At 66.3% G+C, this 15,171-nt stretch carries 16 protein-coding genes; 1 reads left to right on the forward strand and 15 read right to left on the reverse strand.

The window, feature by feature from the left end; all coding sequences use genetic code 11:
* Window positions 1-485: 485 nt before the first annotated feature.
* From C7401_RS05775 to C7401_RS05800, 7 genes are all read right to left on the reverse strand, one after another.
* Window positions 486-1,241, reverse strand: a complete 756-nt coding sequence (locus C7401_RS05775; RefSeq protein WP_112170407.1) for a helix-turn-helix domain-containing protein — start codon at window positions 1,239-1,241, stop codon at window positions 486-488.
* Between the two features lie 312 nt (window positions 1,242-1,553).
* Entirely contained in the window at window positions 1,554-1,709 is a 156-nt protein-coding gene (locus tag C7401_RS44850; RefSeq protein ID WP_181565522.1) for a hypothetical protein, read from the reverse strand.
* Between the two features lie 95 nt (window positions 1,710-1,804).
* The gene (locus C7401_RS05780) at window positions 1,805-2,497 is read right to left on the reverse strand and encodes a GntR family transcriptional regulator (protein WP_112170408.1); all 693 of its coding nucleotides are present in this window, start codon (window positions 2,495-2,497) and stop codon (window positions 1,805-1,807) included.
* A 185-nt stretch (window positions 2,498-2,682) separates the two neighbouring features.
* A complete protein-coding gene (locus C7401_RS05785; RefSeq protein WP_112170409.1) occupies window positions 2,683-3,657 on the reverse strand; it encodes an alpha/beta hydrolase in 975 nt (324 codons plus the stop codon).
* Window positions 3,651-3,929, reverse strand: coding sequence for a 2Fe-2S iron-sulfur cluster-binding protein (locus C7401_RS05790; RefSeq protein WP_092003720.1), 279 nt, complete (start codon window positions 3,927-3,929; stop codon window positions 3,651-3,653). The genes C7401_RS05785 and C7401_RS05790 overlap by 7 nt, the downstream gene beginning before the upstream one ends.
* Before the next feature lie 16 nt (window positions 3,930-3,945).
* Window positions 3,946-4,257 (reverse strand): hypothetical protein, encoded by a 312-nt coding sequence (locus tag C7401_RS05795; RefSeq protein WP_112170410.1) that lies wholly within the window; start codon window positions 4,255-4,257, stop codon window positions 3,946-3,948.
* 55 nt (window positions 4,258-4,312) lie between these two features.
* On the reverse strand, window positions 4,313-4,621 hold the full coding sequence (locus C7401_RS05800; protein ID WP_112170411.1) for a 2Fe-2S iron-sulfur cluster-binding protein: 309 nt from the start codon (window positions 4,619-4,621) through the stop codon (window positions 4,313-4,315).
* A 252-nt stretch (window positions 4,622-4,873) separates the two neighbouring features.
* Here C7401_RS05800 and C7401_RS05805 point away from each other — a divergent pair, with 252 nt between their 5' ends.
* Entirely contained in the window at window positions 4,874-5,812 is a 939-nt protein-coding gene (locus C7401_RS05805) for an ornithine cyclodeaminase family protein (protein ID WP_112170412.1), read from the forward strand.
* A 57-nt stretch (window positions 5,813-5,869) separates the two neighbouring features.
* Here the strand turns inward: C7401_RS05805 and C7401_RS05810 are convergent, their stop codons facing one another.
* The 8 genes from C7401_RS05810 to C7401_RS05845 form a co-directional block, all read right to left on the reverse strand.
* Entirely contained in the window at window positions 5,870-6,619 is a 750-nt protein-coding gene (locus C7401_RS05810) for a TerC family protein (protein WP_112170698.1), read from the reverse strand.
* Window positions 6,620-6,649: 30 nt separating this feature from the next.
* Window positions 6,650-8,302, reverse strand: a complete 1,653-nt coding sequence (locus tag C7401_RS05815) for a hypothetical protein (RefSeq protein WP_112170413.1) — start codon at window positions 8,300-8,302, stop codon at window positions 6,650-6,652.
* 175 nt (window positions 8,303-8,477) lie between these two features.
* Window positions 8,478-9,506, reverse strand: coding sequence for a 2Fe-2S iron-sulfur cluster-binding protein (locus C7401_RS05820; protein ID WP_112170414.1), 1,029 nt, complete (start codon window positions 9,504-9,506; stop codon window positions 8,478-8,480).
* 15 nt (window positions 9,507-9,521) lie between these two features.
* Entirely contained in the window at window positions 9,522-10,001 is a 480-nt protein-coding gene (locus C7401_RS05825) for a GlcG/HbpS family heme-binding protein (RefSeq protein WP_092003706.1), read from the reverse strand.
* Between the two features lie 55 nt (window positions 10,002-10,056).
* Complete coding sequence (locus C7401_RS05830) at window positions 10,057-11,511, reverse strand: aldehyde dehydrogenase family protein (protein ID WP_112170415.1); 1,455 nt, start codon at window positions 11,509-11,511, stop codon at window positions 10,057-10,059.
* A 102-nt stretch (window positions 11,512-11,613) separates the two neighbouring features.
* Window positions 11,614-12,345, reverse strand: a complete 732-nt coding sequence (locus C7401_RS05835) for an iron-containing redox enzyme family protein (protein ID WP_112170416.1) — start codon at window positions 12,343-12,345, stop codon at window positions 11,614-11,616.
* 127 nt (window positions 12,346-12,472) lie between these two features.
* The gene (locus C7401_RS05840; RefSeq protein WP_112170417.1) at window positions 12,473-13,585 is read right to left on the reverse strand and encodes a porin; all 1,113 of its coding nucleotides are present in this window, start codon (window positions 13,583-13,585) and stop codon (window positions 12,473-12,475) included.
* 248 nt (window positions 13,586-13,833) lie between these two features.
* Complete coding sequence (locus C7401_RS05845) at window positions 13,834-15,159, reverse strand: MFS transporter (RefSeq protein ID WP_112170418.1); 1,326 nt, start codon at window positions 15,157-15,159, stop codon at window positions 13,834-13,836.
* Window positions 15,160-15,171 lie beyond the last annotated feature (12 nt).

The raw sequence follows: 15,171 nt of genomic DNA on the forward strand, positions 1-15,171 counted from the left end.
CCCTGTTCCGCCCGGCCGCGCGCCGGGCTTTTCGCCTGCATGGGCCGAGCGTTGCTTCAACGCGGCTCGCCGCTATTCCTCAGATGCTTACAAATGACTGTCGATGAACGTGCGACAACCCACATAGCGAATTGCATGGTTATGGAAAGCTATATGAAAGACTAAATAGCCACACCTCGGGGGATACCGTGCATCAAATCGTATTAGCGCTGGCCGCCATCGCGTTGACCGCAATCGCTTACGCCCTGTGGAACACGCCGGGCTTTATCGAGGAGCGCGAACGCGCGAAGCTGGAGGACCGCCAGCGTAAGGCCGTGCTGAGCGCGATGCGCACGAGATGCATGGAGGTGGCAGAGGCAGGGCGCCCTCAGGAGTCAGGGCGCCCTGCGAGGGCGGACGTTCGCGTAGCGGACGCATGACCGGCGTGTGAGCTGGCGCACGAGGGACGCAAAAGCGCGCCCCGCCCCGCACAACACATCAAATACTCAAACCGTTTGCAGGCCGTCGATGTCGACGATACGGATGAGCTTGCCCTGCGCGTCGATGAGGCCGCGCTTCTGGAAGCGCGAGAGAATGCGGCTCACGGTTTCGAGCGTGATGCCGAGATAGCTGCCCATGTCCTCGCGCGACATGCGCAGACGGAACTCGGCCTGCGAGTAACCGCGTTCCCAGTTGCGCGACGACACATCGAGCAGGAAGGCGGCCACGCGCTCCTCGGCGGTGAGCGAGCCGAGCACCATCATCTGCGAGGCTTCCTGGTTGAACTGGCCGCCCATGAGCCGGTGCAAGCGGTCCTGCATCGTGCTGCTTTCGCGGCAGAGGGTCTTGAGCGCGGCGTAAGGAAGCGTGCAGATCGAGCTGTCTTCCAGCGCAACCGCGCTGAACGCGTGCACGTCGGTGGCGATGCCGTCGACCCCGAGCGCGTCGCCGGCGAGGCGCAGGCCGGTGATCTGCTCACGGCCGTCACGGTTGACAATGAGCGTCTTGAGCGAGCCGGAACGCACGGCGAACAGGCTGTCGAAGCGGTCGCCGGAGCGATACAGCGCTTCGCCGCGGCGCACCTTGCGCGCGCCGCAGATCAGCGCCTCGAGCCTTGGCAGGTCTTCGGCGGGCAAGCCCTGAGGCATGCAAAGATGACGCATGGCGCAACCCGAGCAGCGCGCATTGGGTTGCGTTCCCCCGATAGGAGCACGACTGGCCGGGCGTACGACGATAGCGGATCCTGCGAGAGGTGACAGCATCGAACGACTCCTTCCTTAACATTTTTTGAGATTTCGACGCATTGTCACACCATGCACGTGCGTCAATGTGGTGGCAAAATGCCGCGCATCAGAACGAGGGGGCATTGCGTCTTGTCACTTGGCGGTTTTGCGGGGTTTAGCGGCGGTCAAGATGTCGAAAAAACAACACCGCCGAAGGCGTTGCACGAATGCAAAAAAACCGCCGCACTGGCGTGCGGCGGCGCGTGGTGCAAAGCCGTGAATCGTGTGCGCGCTGGTCGGTCGGGTTTGCAGGTAGCAGCCTGACGGCTAACCGCTAACGGCTTGCGGTGCTTACCCCGCCGCAACGAGGTTGCGCTCGGCCACCTCGTACACAGCCTGTTTGACGATCCCCACGATTTCCTCCGCTTCGGCGCGGGCCATGACGAGCGGCGGCGCGAAGCCCAGGATGTCGCCGCGCAGCAAGGCGCACCGTCGCGATCCGCTCATTCGCAAGCGCTCATGGTCGCTCAACAACGGGACGCAAAATAACGGCCCCAGGACAATCGGCGGAAGGCGGCGAAAAGCAGCGGGCAGGCTGCGCTTCAGCGGGCGACGTGGTCGAGGTAGTACTGCGCCGCGCGCGTGACGTGGCGCTCGGCCAGCAGCGCCGCGAGGGCCGCGTCGCCGGATTGCACGGCGCGCAGGATGGCCGCGTGCTCGTCCCAGGTGAGGCGCACTTCTTCGTCCGTGGCGTTGACGAACAGCATGCGCGTGCGATCGCGCAGCGAGCGCATGAGGTCCGACAGCATGGAATTGGCGCCCGCCGCGTAGAGCAGGTCGTGAAAACGCGCGTTCAATTCCAGCAGGCCCGCGGGATTGCCGGCGGCCACCTTGGCGTTGCCCGCCTGAAGCACCTCTTCGATCTGCCTGACCAGTTCTGGCGTGCAATGCTCGGCGGCGAGCCGCGCGTTGAGCCCTTCGAGCGTGGCGCGGATCTGCACCATTTCGCGCGCCGCCGACGGGTCGAGCGACGCGACCACGGCGCCGTGGCGCGGCCGCACCTCGACCAGCCCTTCGGCGGCGAGCGCGCGCAGCGCCTCGCGCACGGGCACGCGCGACACGTCCAGTTCCTCGGCAATGCGGCCCTCGACCAGCCGGTCGCCCGGCTTGTACTGCCCCGAGGTGATCGACTCGCGCAGGCGGGCGATCACCAGCTCCGAAAGCTGCTTGTGCATGATCGGCTCGCGGCCGCCCGCCCCACCCGCACCGTTTGCCCCGACGGCTCCCCGCACCATGTTCCTTTCTCCACGATCCACGATCAGACTGTTGCACTCGCGCTGTTGCACCCGCACTGCTGGCGCAATTCTAGCAGTGCCCGGGTTTTCGTAGACTGTACACATGATACGAAACGCGCGCTGCCTGCGCGACGTCAATTTTGCGCGGGCCGGCACGCGAGGTCCGCTTTTTCTCCTTCTTCCACTTACGTTGCGCGCCGCGTCGACGCCATGAACGCGCGTATCTCCCGCCCGAGCGTCTCCTCACCGGAATTGAAGTGCGCGACGATCGACGTGTGATTGTGACCGCGCATCTGCACGAAGCGCGGCGGCGCGCCGCGATGGCGCAGCAGCGCGAGGAAAAACGCCGCCCCGTAGTCATCGAGGAAGCGGTTTTCGTACTCGGCCACGGCGATCATCACGGGCACCGTGGAGCGGGCCGCATGCGTGAGCGGCGAGCGCTCGGCATAGCGCGATTCGTCGTCGCCGAAATACCGGCGCACGGGGCCCGCGTTCGGATTGCGCGGATCGACATCGGCGAACAAACGCGCGCTGATGAGCACGAGGCCCGCCACGCTCTGCGGCGGCACGCCGGGCGCGAGCGCGGGATCGAACAGGCAACTCGCCGCGTGCGCGCCGCCCGCCGAATGGCCGATCAGGAAGATACGCGACGTGTCGATACGCCAGCGCGCGGCATGCTCGCGCACCCACGCCAGCGCCGACGCCACGTCCTGCGCGCCGCCGGGCCAGGGGGCCTCGTCGGCGAGCCGGTATTCCACGTTCACCGCCACGCAGCCCTGGCGGGCGAACCAGTGGCAGACGTTGTCGTAAATCTCGCCGTTCACGCTCTTGCTGCCGCGCACGAATGCGCCGCCGTGCACGAACAGCACCGCCTCGCGCAGTGCGCCGCCCTCGTGCGCGGCGTACTCCGGCGCAAAGACGTCGAGCACCTGACGCGCATTCGGCCCGTAGGCGATCTCGCGCTCCACCTGCGTGCCTGCCCTCGGCGCGGCGGCCACGACAGGCGTATAGCAATCGATCACGATCTTGCGGTGGCCGACGATGTCGTCATTCCAGCGCGGGCCGAGTTCCAGCAACTGCTCGCGCTGCGCTTCGCCCAGCGCGCTGAACGGCTCGTGCGCGGCGAATTCGCTTCGTTCGTCTCGATCGTCTGTCACCATGACACGCTCACATTGCCCTTGATGAAGGTCTGGCACGCCATGCGGTAGCCGCTCGCCAGTTCTTCGGCGCTCAGGTGGCGCCGCTCCTTTTGCTTGACCTCGTCGGTGTGCTCGCGGCCCGCCTCGACCCGGCACTTGCAGGTGCCGCACAGGCCGCCGCCGCACTTGAACGGAATGCCGCCCTGCTCGCGCAGCGACACGCGCAGCAAGTTACTGTTCTCCGGCGCCTCGACCGTCTTGCCGCCATTGCTCAGGAAAGTAATCTGAACCATTGCTAATCCGGAATCCTTAATTTTCACGGCGAATCAGCTTCGCCTCGTTGTGCCCGTGTCCGGTGAGATCCTGGATGGAGCCCAACGCCTCGCGCAAGCTCGCGAACTTCTCGAAGAAACGGGTGGGCACGAGGTTGACCCCCTGCGCGCCGCTGCCAGGCGCGGACTCCTCGACGATGCGCACACGCGCCTCGCCATCCAGCCGCGCCACCATGAACGCCGCCACGTGGCGCGCGCCGTAGAAGTAGTCGTGCGTTTCGATCGGCGTGATGCCCTCGGTCGGCTCGCTGTGGTACTGGCCGGGCCGGCTCGTGAGTACGATATACATGTGCTCTCCGGTTTTGCGCTCTTGCGCTGTTCTTGTGGGCCCGCGAGCCCGGCGCTCAGGCCTCGACGGGCAGTTCGTCCTGTTCCAGTACGATGTCGTGTGCGATCCATAGCTGACACGCCAGCCGGTAACCGGCTTCGAGCCGCTCGCCCAATTGCTTTTTCTCCTTCCAGTTGGGCGGCGGCAACTGCTCGCCGCCGGAGAGCACGCGACACGCGCAGCGCGCGCATTTGCCCATGCCGCACTCGTAGCGCAAATGCGGAAACGGAAACTGCTTGATGCCCGCGCGAACGACCAGATTGGTGTTTTCCTTGACTTCCCCCCGGTGGGCTTCCCCGTTCCTGTGGAACACGACGACTGGCATGCATCCTCCTCTGACCTAAGCGGCTGGCCTTCTCGCACCGTTGCTCGGGCCATGAATGCAGTGTAACTCATTTTTGAACATTGTATACCGTTTTCAAAACACGCCAGAGTGCACACGATAAAAGTGGCGCGGATACGCAAGCCAGCACTCCGGATTCCACGGCCTCTGGCCAGTGAATCCATTTACGTATACCGTATACCCATCTACACGCATGATGCACGCTTTATTCACCCACCATCAAGGACACGCCCCATGATTCACCTCACCGATCAGCAGATCGACGAACTCATCGATTTCGAACAAGCCATGCCAGCGCTCGAAAGCGCCTTTCGCGAGCAGGCCCGTGGCAACGCCGGGATACAGCGTCGCGTGCGCACCGAGGCGGGCGCGACCAAGCTCTCCACGCTGGGCGCGGTGCTGCCCGAAGCCGATGTGGCGGCCGCCAAGGTCTACACAACCCTTCGCGGCCAGTTCAATTTCGTGATCGTGCTGTTTCGCGCCTCCGACGGCCAATGCCTCGCCACGCTCGACGCCAACGCCATCACGCGCTTGCGCACGGCCGCCACCACCACGCTTGCCGTCAAGCGCCTTGCGCGCACCGACGCGCAAACCGCGACGATCTTCGGCACCGGCGTACAAGGGCGCGCTCACGCGCATGCGATTGTCCGCTTCACGAATCTGAAGACGCTGCGCATTGTCGGCATGGAAGGTCACGCCGAACTGGCTCACGCGCTCAACGACGCTTATGGCGCGCAAGGCGTGCAGGCTCGCGCGATCGAGGCCGGATGCGCAGCCGAGGCCCTCGACGACGCCGATGTCATCATCACGGCCACGCGCGCCACCACGCCGCTTTTCGACGGCCGGGCGCTGAAGCCGGGCGCATTCGTTGCCGCCATCGGCTCCAGCCTGCCGCACGCTCGCGAACTCGACGACACGACGCTCGCGCGCGCTAGCCGTATCGTGGTGGAGTTGCGCGATCAGGCGCGCGAGGAAGCCGGCGATCTCGTGCTGGCCGCGCCGGGCGTGGTGGACGATTCGAAGCTCGCCGAGCTAGGCGACGTGCTGGAGAACGCCGCGCGCGGCCGGCAGCGCGATGATGAAATCATCGTCTACAAGGCGGTGGGGATCGGGCTTCAGGATGCGGCGCTCGCGGCGCTGGCGTATCGCGCCTTTGAGGCGCGCGCGAAGTAAAGATTGAAAGCAGCGGGCCGGCGCTTTCCGCCGGCCCTGGATCACCCTAACGCCCCCTCATCCCGCCCGCGAGCGCCGCAAGCCCACGCGCTGCGCGAACGGCACGAACACCACCAGCGCGGCCATCGCGATACTCAGGAGCCAGTGCGCGAAACGCTCGTTGCCGGCACCGTCGCCGAGCACGTCCGCCCCCGCGCGCAGCGCCTGCGCCACGTGAGGATCGGCGAGCAGCATGTCGGCCGCGATCCAGCCGAGCAACGCGGAACCCAGCCAGATCGTCAGCGGAAAACGCTCGATCACGCGCAGCATCACCGTGCTCCCGAGGACGATGGCGGGCGCGCCCACGGCGAGCCCCGCAAGCACGATCGGCATGCGCGAGGCTTCCGGCAGGGTCTGCGCCACGGCGGCCGTCGCGAGCCCGTTATCGAGGCTCATCGCGAAGTCGGCGAAAAGAATCAGCATGACGGCGCGCCAGAGCGCTTTCGCGCCGGGCGCAGCGTCGGGCTGTGCATCGGCTGAGTGATCCTCGCGCAACAACTGCATGCCGATCCATGCGAGCAACAGCCCCGCAACGATATGCATATACGGAATCGCGAGCAGAAAGCCGATCGCATACACCATCACGAAGCGCAGCACGACGCCGAGCCCCGTGCCGAGCCACACGCCGGCACGCCGCTGCTGCGGCGGCAGCGAGCGGCATGTCATCGCAATGGCGATGGCGTTGTCGCCGCCGAGCAGCAGGTTGATGAAGACGATCTGCAACACGGCGAGCGCGTGATGCCCGAAATCCGCCGGAAGGTCCTGCATGAGTGCAGCCATTTGCATCGGAGCGTGCCCTCACGCGAACGCGACGGCCGCGAGCGTCGCGACCACGAGACCGCACACCACGGGCAGGAACAGCGCGCGCACCGCGTCGAGCACGGGCACGCGCGCAAAGCCGGTGACCGCGATGAGCGACGACCACGCCACGAGCGTGCCGCCGCCCGTCCATACCGCGCCCATCTGGCCGATCGCGGCAAGCGTCGCGGCGGGCAGATGCACCATCGGCGCGAGCGCGCCCGCGAGCGAGCCGGTGAGCGGCAGGCCCGCGAAACCCGAGCCGTCGATGCCGGTAATCATGCCCATCAGCAGGACACCGAACGAAACGAACAGCGGATTCTGCGGTATGACCTGGCTGCATGCCTGCACGAGTTCGAACAGGAACGACGGCACGTGCGCGCCCGCGGCCACGCCGAGAATCGGACCGGCCGTGCTCGCGTCGCCCACGAAGAAGAAGCCCGCGATCGGCAGCACGGCGCCCATCGCCTTGAACGCGAACACGAAGCCGTCGATGATGTGCTCGGCCGTGCGGTCGAGAAAGCCCTTGCGCCCGTGCGAAAGCGTGGCGAGCATCATGAGCACCGCCGCCATGCCGCCGATCAGCGCCGCCGCGTCGCCGCCGCGAATCGCACCGGAGCCGATCATGTCGGGGCGCATCATCACCACCACCACCGCGAGAAAGGCGAGCGGCGTGACGAGTGCGAACACCTTCGACCACAACTCGCGGCGATCGATCAGCACGCCCGCGGCGACCGGCGTCATCTGGAGCGCCGCGCCGCCGAGCGCCTGGGGCGCGATCGACAGCGATGCAAGCGCCGGTGCGGCGTCGCCGTGCCTGAACGGCGCATGTCCGTCACGGGCATCCTGACCGCCGCGATCTTCCAGAACATCGCGATCTTCTTCGAGCGCGCCGCTCGTGCCGCGCGCCAGTTCCGCCTTCGCGAAGCTGCCCTGATGCTCCTGCGCGGCTTCATCGACCGCATCTTCCGCCTCCCATGCGACGAGGTTGGCCGCCGAGGGCGCATTCACGCGGCCGCGCACCACGAAGAACCACGTGAGCGTGAGCGCGACCGCGCCCACCACGAGCGAGAGGCCGAATGCGGTGTTCGCCACGGCGAGCATGTCGGCGCCCGCCGCTTTCGCGCTGATGCCGGGCGCGACCTTGATCACGTAGTCGGACGAGAGCGCCATACCCTGCCCCGCGATCGCGATGGCAGCCGCGGCGCCGAGCGGCGGCAAGCCCGCATACACGGCGGCCGGAATCAGGATCGCGCCCACGAGCGGCACGGCGGGCGTGGGCCAGAAGAACAGGGAGATGAGGTAGGTGATGAGCGCGAGAATGAAGAACGCCACATGCCCGTTGACCATGATGCGCTTGAATGGGCGCACCATGCGCACGTCGGCGCCGAGCGCGCGCAGGCCGTTGAGCAGCGCCGTCATGAGCGCGATCACGAGAAAGATATTGAACAGTTCGTGAGCGGCGGTCAGACTGCCCATGAAGATGGCCTGAAAGCCGGTGAGCAGCTTGCCGGACCATGCGAACGCCACCGCGAAGGTCGCGAGAATCGCGGGCACGACGACGTTGGCGCGAAAGATCATCGTCGCGATGATCGCGACGACGCCAGCCAGATAGCAAAAGTGGGCTGGCGTCAGGACTGCGATGGAATGCATGGGATGCCTCAGCTCGTGATGGTGTCGGGGACGATGGAGCGTGGATTCAATACTATGGGCATTGCATCGTGGCCAAAAAAACGGCCGGAAAAATCGTGCGGACTGTGTTTATTCGAAGGCGCGCCCGCGCGAAGCGCGCCTCGTGAAGCGTGCCTCGTGTTTCGCGCGCGGTGTGTCAAATCCCGGCGGGTGCGGGCTGCGGGTGCTGGAACGTGAAGCTGTCCGCGTACAGGTAGCGCACGCTCGCGCCATGCGCGAGAAACGCGCGCCGCGCGTCGGCGATCATGCCGGGCGAGCCGCACAGGTACAGCGCGTGCTCCGAGAGATCGGCGTGATCGGCGAGCACGGCGTCCTGCACATAGCCGCGCGCGCCGGCCCACGCTTCCCCCGCGCGCGAGAGCACGGGCACATAACGAAAGTCCTCGTGGCGCGCGGCCAGTTGCGAGAAATGCTCGTGCAAATAGAGGTCGGCTTGCGTGCGCGCGCCCCAGTAAAGATCCACTGGCGGTGCGTCGCCCGCGGCGAGGATCGCGGCGAGCATGCTGGCGAGCGGCGCCGCGCCCGTGCCCGTGGCCGCCATCACGATCGGGCGATAGTCCTCGTCGTGATAGCCGAAGCCGCCGAGCGGTCCCTCGACATCGAGCGCGTCGCCCTCACGCAGCGCGCCGAGCAGCGTTTGCGTGAAGTAGCCGCCCTCGATCTCGCGAATCTGCAATTCGACGTGGGCGTCGCCGGGCTGCGAGGCCATCGAGAAGCTGCGCGAGCCGGCCTCCCCCAGCAGCACATTCAGATACTGGCCAGGCCGAAAGACGAAAGGCGCGCCATCGTCGAAGGCGAGCACAAGGCGCGTGACGTCGCCGCACAGCTTTTGCGTGCGCACCACCGTTGCGCGGCGGCGCCGCGCGGGCGCCGGAGCGTCGAGCATGCGCTCGGTGCTGATCGCCAGATCCGCTTGCGCGCGGGCCTGGCACATGAGCGCGTAACCTTGCGCCGCCTCCTCGGGTGCGAGCGCGAGCGGCGGCTCGTCGTAGTGCACGCTCCCCTGCACCAGTTTCACGCGGCAGGTGCCGCAGCCGCCGAACTCGCATTCGGCCGGCAGCGTCACGCCCGCGCGCCGCGCGGCTTCAAGCACCGTTTCCGTTGCGCACGCAACGAAACTGCTTTGCGCCTCGATCCATGTGACACGAAAGCTCGTGGACGTCACGTCGGGCCTCGCTTCTCAGAGCTTGATGTCGGGTTGCACGAGCACTTCGCGGCCGCTTTCGCGCAACAGGTCGCGCAGCGCCCCGAGCGCGGCGAGACCCGCCTGCGTGTCCTGCTCGCCGTTGCCGCCCGAGAGGCCCACGCCGCCCACCACCTGCTGGTCCACGACAATCGGAAAGCCGCCCACGAAGGCCGCAAAGCGCCCTTCGAAGCTCCATTGAATGCCGAACGCCTCGTTGCCGGGCAGCGCGGGGCCGTTGGGCGGCGTGGTGAACAAATGCGTGGAGCGCTTGTGGCCTGCGGCCGTGAAGGCCTTGTTCCAGGCGATCTGCGGACCGGTGATGCGGCCGCCGTCCATGCGTTCGAGCGCGAGCGGAAAGCCGCCTTCGTCGACCACGCAGATCGACTCCAGCACGCCGATCTGCTGCGAACGTGCGATAGCCGCGGCGATCATGTGGCGGGCTTCGGCCAGTTCGAGTTTGAAAAATGCTTTCATGGCAGGGTAACGATATCGATGAGAAAGAGAGTGACGCGCCGTGACAGACGCCCTGTCATACGCCGCGATAGACGGTCTTGGTCTGGAGATAGAACTCGAGCCCGTCGCGCCCCGACTCGCGGAACGTGGCCGTGCTCGAACGCTTGAGCCCGCCAAACGGCGCGTTGACGAGGTTGCCCGTGGTCGTGCGGTTGATCTTCACGGTGCCCGCCTCGATGTCGTTCGCAAAGCGGTGCATGAGTTGCGCGTCGCGCGTGACGAGCGCGGCGGCAAGCCCGTACTCGCTGTCGTTCGCCACGGCAATGGCGTCGTCGTAATCGTCCACGTCGATCACGGCGATCACCGGCCCGAAGATCTCCTCGCGGGCAATGCGCGCGTCGCGCGGCACGTCGGAAAATATCGTCGGCATAACGAAATAGCCGTGTGCGTATTCGCCGTGCATGAGCTGCTCGCCGCCGCACACGAGCGTGGCCTCCGTCTTGCCCACCGCGATATAGTCGAGCACCGTGCGCAACTGACCGGCCGTGGCGAGCGGGCCCACGTCCACGCCCGGCGTCATGCCGTTGCCGACCACCAGCGCGGCGGCCCTGGCCGCGAGGCGCTCGACGAACCCGGCGCGGATCGCGCGCGCCACCAGCACGCGGCTCGTGCCCGTGCAGGCCTGGCCCGCGAGCGAAAAGCCGCCCTTGATGGTGAGATCGACGGCACGGTCGATCTCGTCCGCGTCGAGCACGATGAGCGGATTCTTGCCGCCCAACTCCATTTGCGTGCGCGTGGAGAGCGAGGCCGCGCGGTGAATCTGCTCGCCCGCCGTCGTCGATCCCGTGAAGGAAATCGCCCGCACTTCACGCGCACCGACGAGTGCGGAGCCGATCGCGCCCGCGCTGCCCGTGACGAAATTGAGCACGCCCTTCGGAATGCCCGCTTCAACGAACGCCTCGGCGAGGCGCAGCCCGCTCAGCGGCGCGTCCGATGCGGGCTTGAACACCACGGTGTTGCCGCAGATGAGCGCAGGGGCGATCTTGCGCGCGGGAATCGACACCGGAAAATTCCACGGCGAAATCACGGTCACGACGCCGAGCGGTTCGCGCACGGTATAGACCATCATGCCCCCGTCGTCGCTCGGATAAGTTTCGCCGCCGTATGACTGCGCTTCGACGGCATAGAAGCGCAGGGTCTGCGCGGCACGCACGAATTCGTCTTTCCCGAGCGCCTTTTGCTTGCCCTCCTCGCGCGTGAGTTCTTCGCCAAAGCGGTCGGCGTGGCGTTCGAGGTAGGCCGCCGCGTCGAGCAGGATCTTCGCGCGCGCGGCCGGTGCCAGGCGCTTCCACGCGCCAAAAGCCGAAGACGCGGCGCGCACGGCTGCGAGCGCGTCCGCTTCGGTGCTGGCCTGAAAGCGGCCCACCACGTCGCGCGTGTCGGCGGGGTTGACGTTGTCGAATGTGGCGCCCGCGAGGCTCGCGCACCATTCGCCGTCGATGTAGTTCAGAAACGTGGGAACGTTAGTCATGAATGCAACGGTCCTGCTAGTTAAGGTCTTGACCGCGCGCGGGCCGCCGCTGCCCGCGCCGCAATGGCGCGGCGCGTGGGCGCCCCGGCGCGTGCGTGGCGCTCAGGCCGCGAGGCCCAGTTCCGGCAGCGGAATTTCCTTTTCGACGTAGTCGTAATAGAGCGCCGTGGTGTACAGCAGACGCATTTGCGCCCCCACCTCGCAGATCTTCAGGCAGCGCTGCTGAAGCTCCGGCGTGTTCGCATGCTCCAGCACGATCTGATAACCCCGTTCACCGTGAATCTCGTCGGAAACGATATGGAGATCGAAGAATTCGACTTCCTCGTCGGTGAACTTGTACAGGTCGCGCAGTGTGGGCGTCTGCTTGCGGTAAATGGACGGCACCTGCGATTCGAGCCCGACCACCAGCGCCGCCACCGCCACCACCGGGTCCTCGCGCATCGCCACCGAATAGCACCAGCCCTGGAGGCCGCGCGTGGTGGGCGACATGTTGTCGGGGTCGACTACGCGCTCGCGCGTCGTGCCGCACGCTTCGGCGAAACGGATCAGCAGGTCGGTGTGGCGGTCGCCGCCAATCTCTTCCTCGTACATGTTGGCGAGCAGGAAGTCCTTCGCCTCGGTCACGTGGTCGGGCGTGCGCGCATACAGGTAGCCCAGGTAGTCGGCGAACGGCCCGACATAGTGGTAATGGTTTTCGGCCCAGCGGGCGAGATGCGCGCGCGTGAGCTTGCCGCTCGCCCACGCGATGCTGAACGGCGCCTTGTTGGCGCTCTTGCCCTTGATTGCCTCTTCGAGTGCCGCGCGGAAGGTCTCGCGGTCCATCAGCTCTGCCATGTGTGACTCCTTCGTTCAGGGTTGGAAATCCGCCGCGCAATGGCAGCGGATCAGTGGTTCGATTCGTTTCAGTACACTGTATACAACATTTCTGGGAAAGCCAACCCCGCAAAAATCCCAGGTGCAGCTAGAACGCGTGGCGCAAGCCGACCCCGACCGCCGACTGCATGTTGCTGCTCGACGCCGCGATAAACTGCGTGACCTGTGCGACCTGCGCGTCGCCCAGCGCGCGCTGCATCGTAGCGAACGCATAGAGCTGCGTGCGCTTCGAGAGCGCGTAGTTGACCACGGCGTTGTACTGGAGGTAGCGCGGGTCGCCGTCGTTCGCGTCCACGGAGCCGTCCGTGTAGGTCACGCCCAGCCCCGCCGAGAGCGCCGGGGTGAAGAACACCATGCCGTTCACTTCGTAGTTCATGAAGTTGACGTCCTGCCCTTCGAAGCCCTGCTTGTATTCGACATGGGTGATGTCGCCGCTCAGCTTCACCTTGCCGAACTGATACGAGGCGCCGCCGCCCACCGTGAAGAACGAGTGAGCCGCGAGCGCGAACTCGCCCACGGCCGAGTTCGTCTCCTTCCAGAACGTGCCCGGCGAGAGGTTGCCGGGCTGACGCGCGTAAGTCATGCCGAAGCCCGCGTAGAGCGGCCCGTCCGCATAGCTGCCGCCAAGACTCCACATGCTGTTGCTGCCGAAACTGCCCGCCACGCCGCCGAAGCTGTACATTGCGCTGCCCGTGAAGCCGCCGTAGCTGTTGGCGTAGCGCACCGCGTTGTTCACGCGCACGCCGCGGTTCGTCAGGTCCATGTCGCCGGGGTGCTCCATGTAGACGGACCAGTCGGCGGACGTGAGTTGTGCCACGTAATCGACCATCGACTCGTACTGGCGGCCGAACGTGAGGCGGCCCAGACGATCGTTCTCGAGACCCACATACGCCTGGCGGCCGAACATCAGGCCGCCCTGGCCGAGCGAGCCGTCGGTCACGTCGAAGCCGTTTTCGAGCCGGAAGATCGCCCGCGTGCCCCCGCCCAGGTCCTCCGTGCCGAGCAGGCCGAAGCGGCTGCCCCGCGTGGTGCCGCTCGCCATCGCGTACGAGCGGCCGCCGCCCTGATTGCTCGTGTAGATCGCCGAGACATCGATCAAGCCATACAGCGTGACGCTGCTCTGCGCGTGCGCCGTCGTCGACGCCAACGGCGTTGCCGCGAGGCACGCGAGCCCTGCCTGACGCCAGAAAGTCCTTTTCATCCGGGATTCCTTTTTCGTTGAAAGATGAGCGGTAACAGGACGCAAGCGCCTCGCTCCAAGGCGCTTCCACATTCATAAGTATTCTGTATACAAAAAAGCAAAGCGCAATTCGACAAAAAAAGACTTCGCTTTTGGCACCACGGGGGGAGGCAGCGGAAGGCGCAACCGCGAACGGGCGACACTCTACGCGGCGCAAGCCGGCGCTGAGGCTTCGGTTCGAAGCCTTAGCCGGGCTTTTGCGTGAAAGTTCAGCGCGGCGCGTTCGGCACCGCTTGCGCGACCGCCGGGGCGCCCGCCTGCGCATGCGGCTCGGCTTCGGCGGGCTCGACGGCTTCGATGTCGTCGAGCGCGATCCCGTTCGTCTCGGGCAACACCCATGCGGCGAGGACGACGAACACGTAGCCCACCCCCGCCACGAGCGGTATTGCGAATGTGAGCGTGAAATGCCCGCTCGCGAGCCAGCCCGCCGTGAACGGAAACACGGAGCCGATCACGCGTCCCACGTTGTACGCGACGCCATAGCCGGTCGCGCGAACCGCATGCGGATAGGTCTCCGCGATGGTTGCCGCCACGCCCGAAAACGTGCCCTGCATGAGCACGCCCAGCAGGAAGCCCAGCACGAGCATGACCGGCGTGGGCGCGTCGACCTGCATGTAGGCGATGCTCAGAACGAACGCGCCAAGCGCGAAGATGATGTAGGTCGGGCGGCGGCCGATCCGATCGGTGCACCACGCGCCGAGCGCATAGCCCGCGAGCGACCCGCCTATCGTCACGGCGAGCCACAGCCCCGTGCCCGTGACCGAAAGGCCGCGCTCGGTCTTGAGCCACATCGGCATCCACGTGGCGATGGCGTAGTACGCGCCGAGCATGCCGCCCGAAAGCAGGCTGCACCAGAACGTGCGTGCGGCAAGGCGACCGCTCAGCACTGTGCGCAAGGCACTGCCGGGACCGGCCGCGCGGCGCGTCGCGAGCGTCCGCGAAAACGATTCGGGCTCCTGTAGATTGCGCCGCAGCCAGATCACGAGCAGCGCGGGCAGGATGCCCACGAACAGGCACACGCGCCACGCCCACTGCGGCGGCAGCCAGTTGAATAGCGCGCTGTAGGCGAGCGCGGCGGCGGCCCAGCCGAACGAATAGCTGCTCGCCGTGAAGGCCGAGAACTTGCCGCGATGCGCCGGGTTGCGAATCATCTCCGTCACCAGCACCATGCACAGCGACGACTCGCCGCCGAAGCCCAGCCCCTGCACCGCACGCAGGATCGCGAACTGGGTGGGGGAATTGGCGAAGCCGCAAGCGAAACACGAGATCGCGAACAGCGCGATGGTCCAGCGCAGGATGCGCACGCGCCCGTAGCGGTCCGCCAGCAGCCCCGCGCCTATCGCGCCAACGAGCGAGGCGATCAGCGTCCACGTGACGATGCTGCCCGCCGTGGCTTTGCTCATGTTCCACGTCTGTAGCAGCACGGGAATGAGGAACGAATAGATCATGAAGTCGTAGACGTCCACGGCATGACCGACGAAGGCGCCGGCGAAAGCCCGTTTTTCGTTTTTCGACAGTGAGGTAAGCCAGGACATGAGCGTAAGCTC

It is taken from the genome of Paraburkholderia unamae, from assembly GCF_003268775.1.
Classification (GTDB): Bacteria; Pseudomonadota; Gammaproteobacteria; order Burkholderiales; family Burkholderiaceae; genus Paraburkholderia; species Paraburkholderia unamae.

Bases quoted from the DNA above. Each gene is read 5' to 3' on its own strand.
- C7401_RS05775 (WP_112170407.1), bottom strand. From the start codon at position 1,241: ATGCTGTCACCTCTCGCAGGATCCGCTATCGTCGTACGCCCGGCCAGT.
- C7401_RS44850 (WP_181565522.1), bottom strand. From the start codon at position 1,709: ATGAGCGGATCGCGACGGTGCGCCTTGCTGCGCGGCGACATCCTGGGC.
- C7401_RS05780 (WP_112170408.1), bottom strand. From the start codon at position 2,497: ATGGTGCGGGGAGCCGTCGGGGCAAACGGTGCGGGTGGGGCGGGCGGC.
- C7401_RS05785 (WP_112170409.1), bottom strand. From the start codon at position 3,657: ATGGTGACAGACGATCGAGACGAACGAAGCGAATTCGCCGCGCACGAG.
- C7401_RS05790 (WP_092003720.1), bottom strand. From the start codon at position 3,929: ATGGTTCAGATTACTTTCCTGAGCAATGGCGGCAAGACGGTCGAGGCG.
- C7401_RS05795 (WP_112170410.1), bottom strand. From the start codon at position 4,257: ATGTATATCGTACTCACGAGCCGGCCCGGCCAGTACCACAGCGAGCCG.
- C7401_RS05800 (WP_112170411.1), bottom strand. From the start codon at position 4,621: ATGCCAGTCGTCGTGTTCCACAGGAACGGGGAAGCCCACCGGGGGGAA.
- C7401_RS05805 (WP_112170412.1), top strand. From the start codon at position 4,874: ATGATTCACCTCACCGATCAGCAGATCGACGAACTCATCGATTTCGAA.
- C7401_RS05810 (WP_112170698.1), bottom strand. From the start codon at position 6,619: ATGCAGGACCTTCCGGCGGATTTCGGGCATCACGCGCTCGCCGTGTTG.
- C7401_RS05815 (WP_112170413.1), bottom strand. From the start codon at position 8,302: ATGCATTCCATCGCAGTCCTGACGCCAGCCCACTTTTGCTATCTGGCT.
- C7401_RS05825 (WP_092003706.1), bottom strand. From the start codon at position 10,001: ATGAAAGCATTTTTCAAACTCGAACTGGCCGAAGCCCGCCACATGATC.
- C7401_RS05830 (WP_112170415.1), bottom strand. From the start codon at position 11,511: ATGACTAACGTTCCCACGTTTCTGAACTACATCGACGGCGAATGGTGC.
- C7401_RS05835 (WP_112170416.1), bottom strand. From the start codon at position 12,345: ATGGCAGAGCTGATGGACCGCGAGACCTTCCGCGCGGCACTCGAAGAG.
- C7401_RS05840 (WP_112170417.1), bottom strand. From the start codon at position 13,585: ATGAAAAGGACTTTCTGGCGTCAGGCAGGGCTCGCGTGCCTCGCGGCA.
- C7401_RS05845 (WP_112170418.1), bottom strand. From the start codon at position 15,159: ATGTCCTGGCTTACCTCACTGTCGAAAAACGAAAAACGGGCTTTCGCC.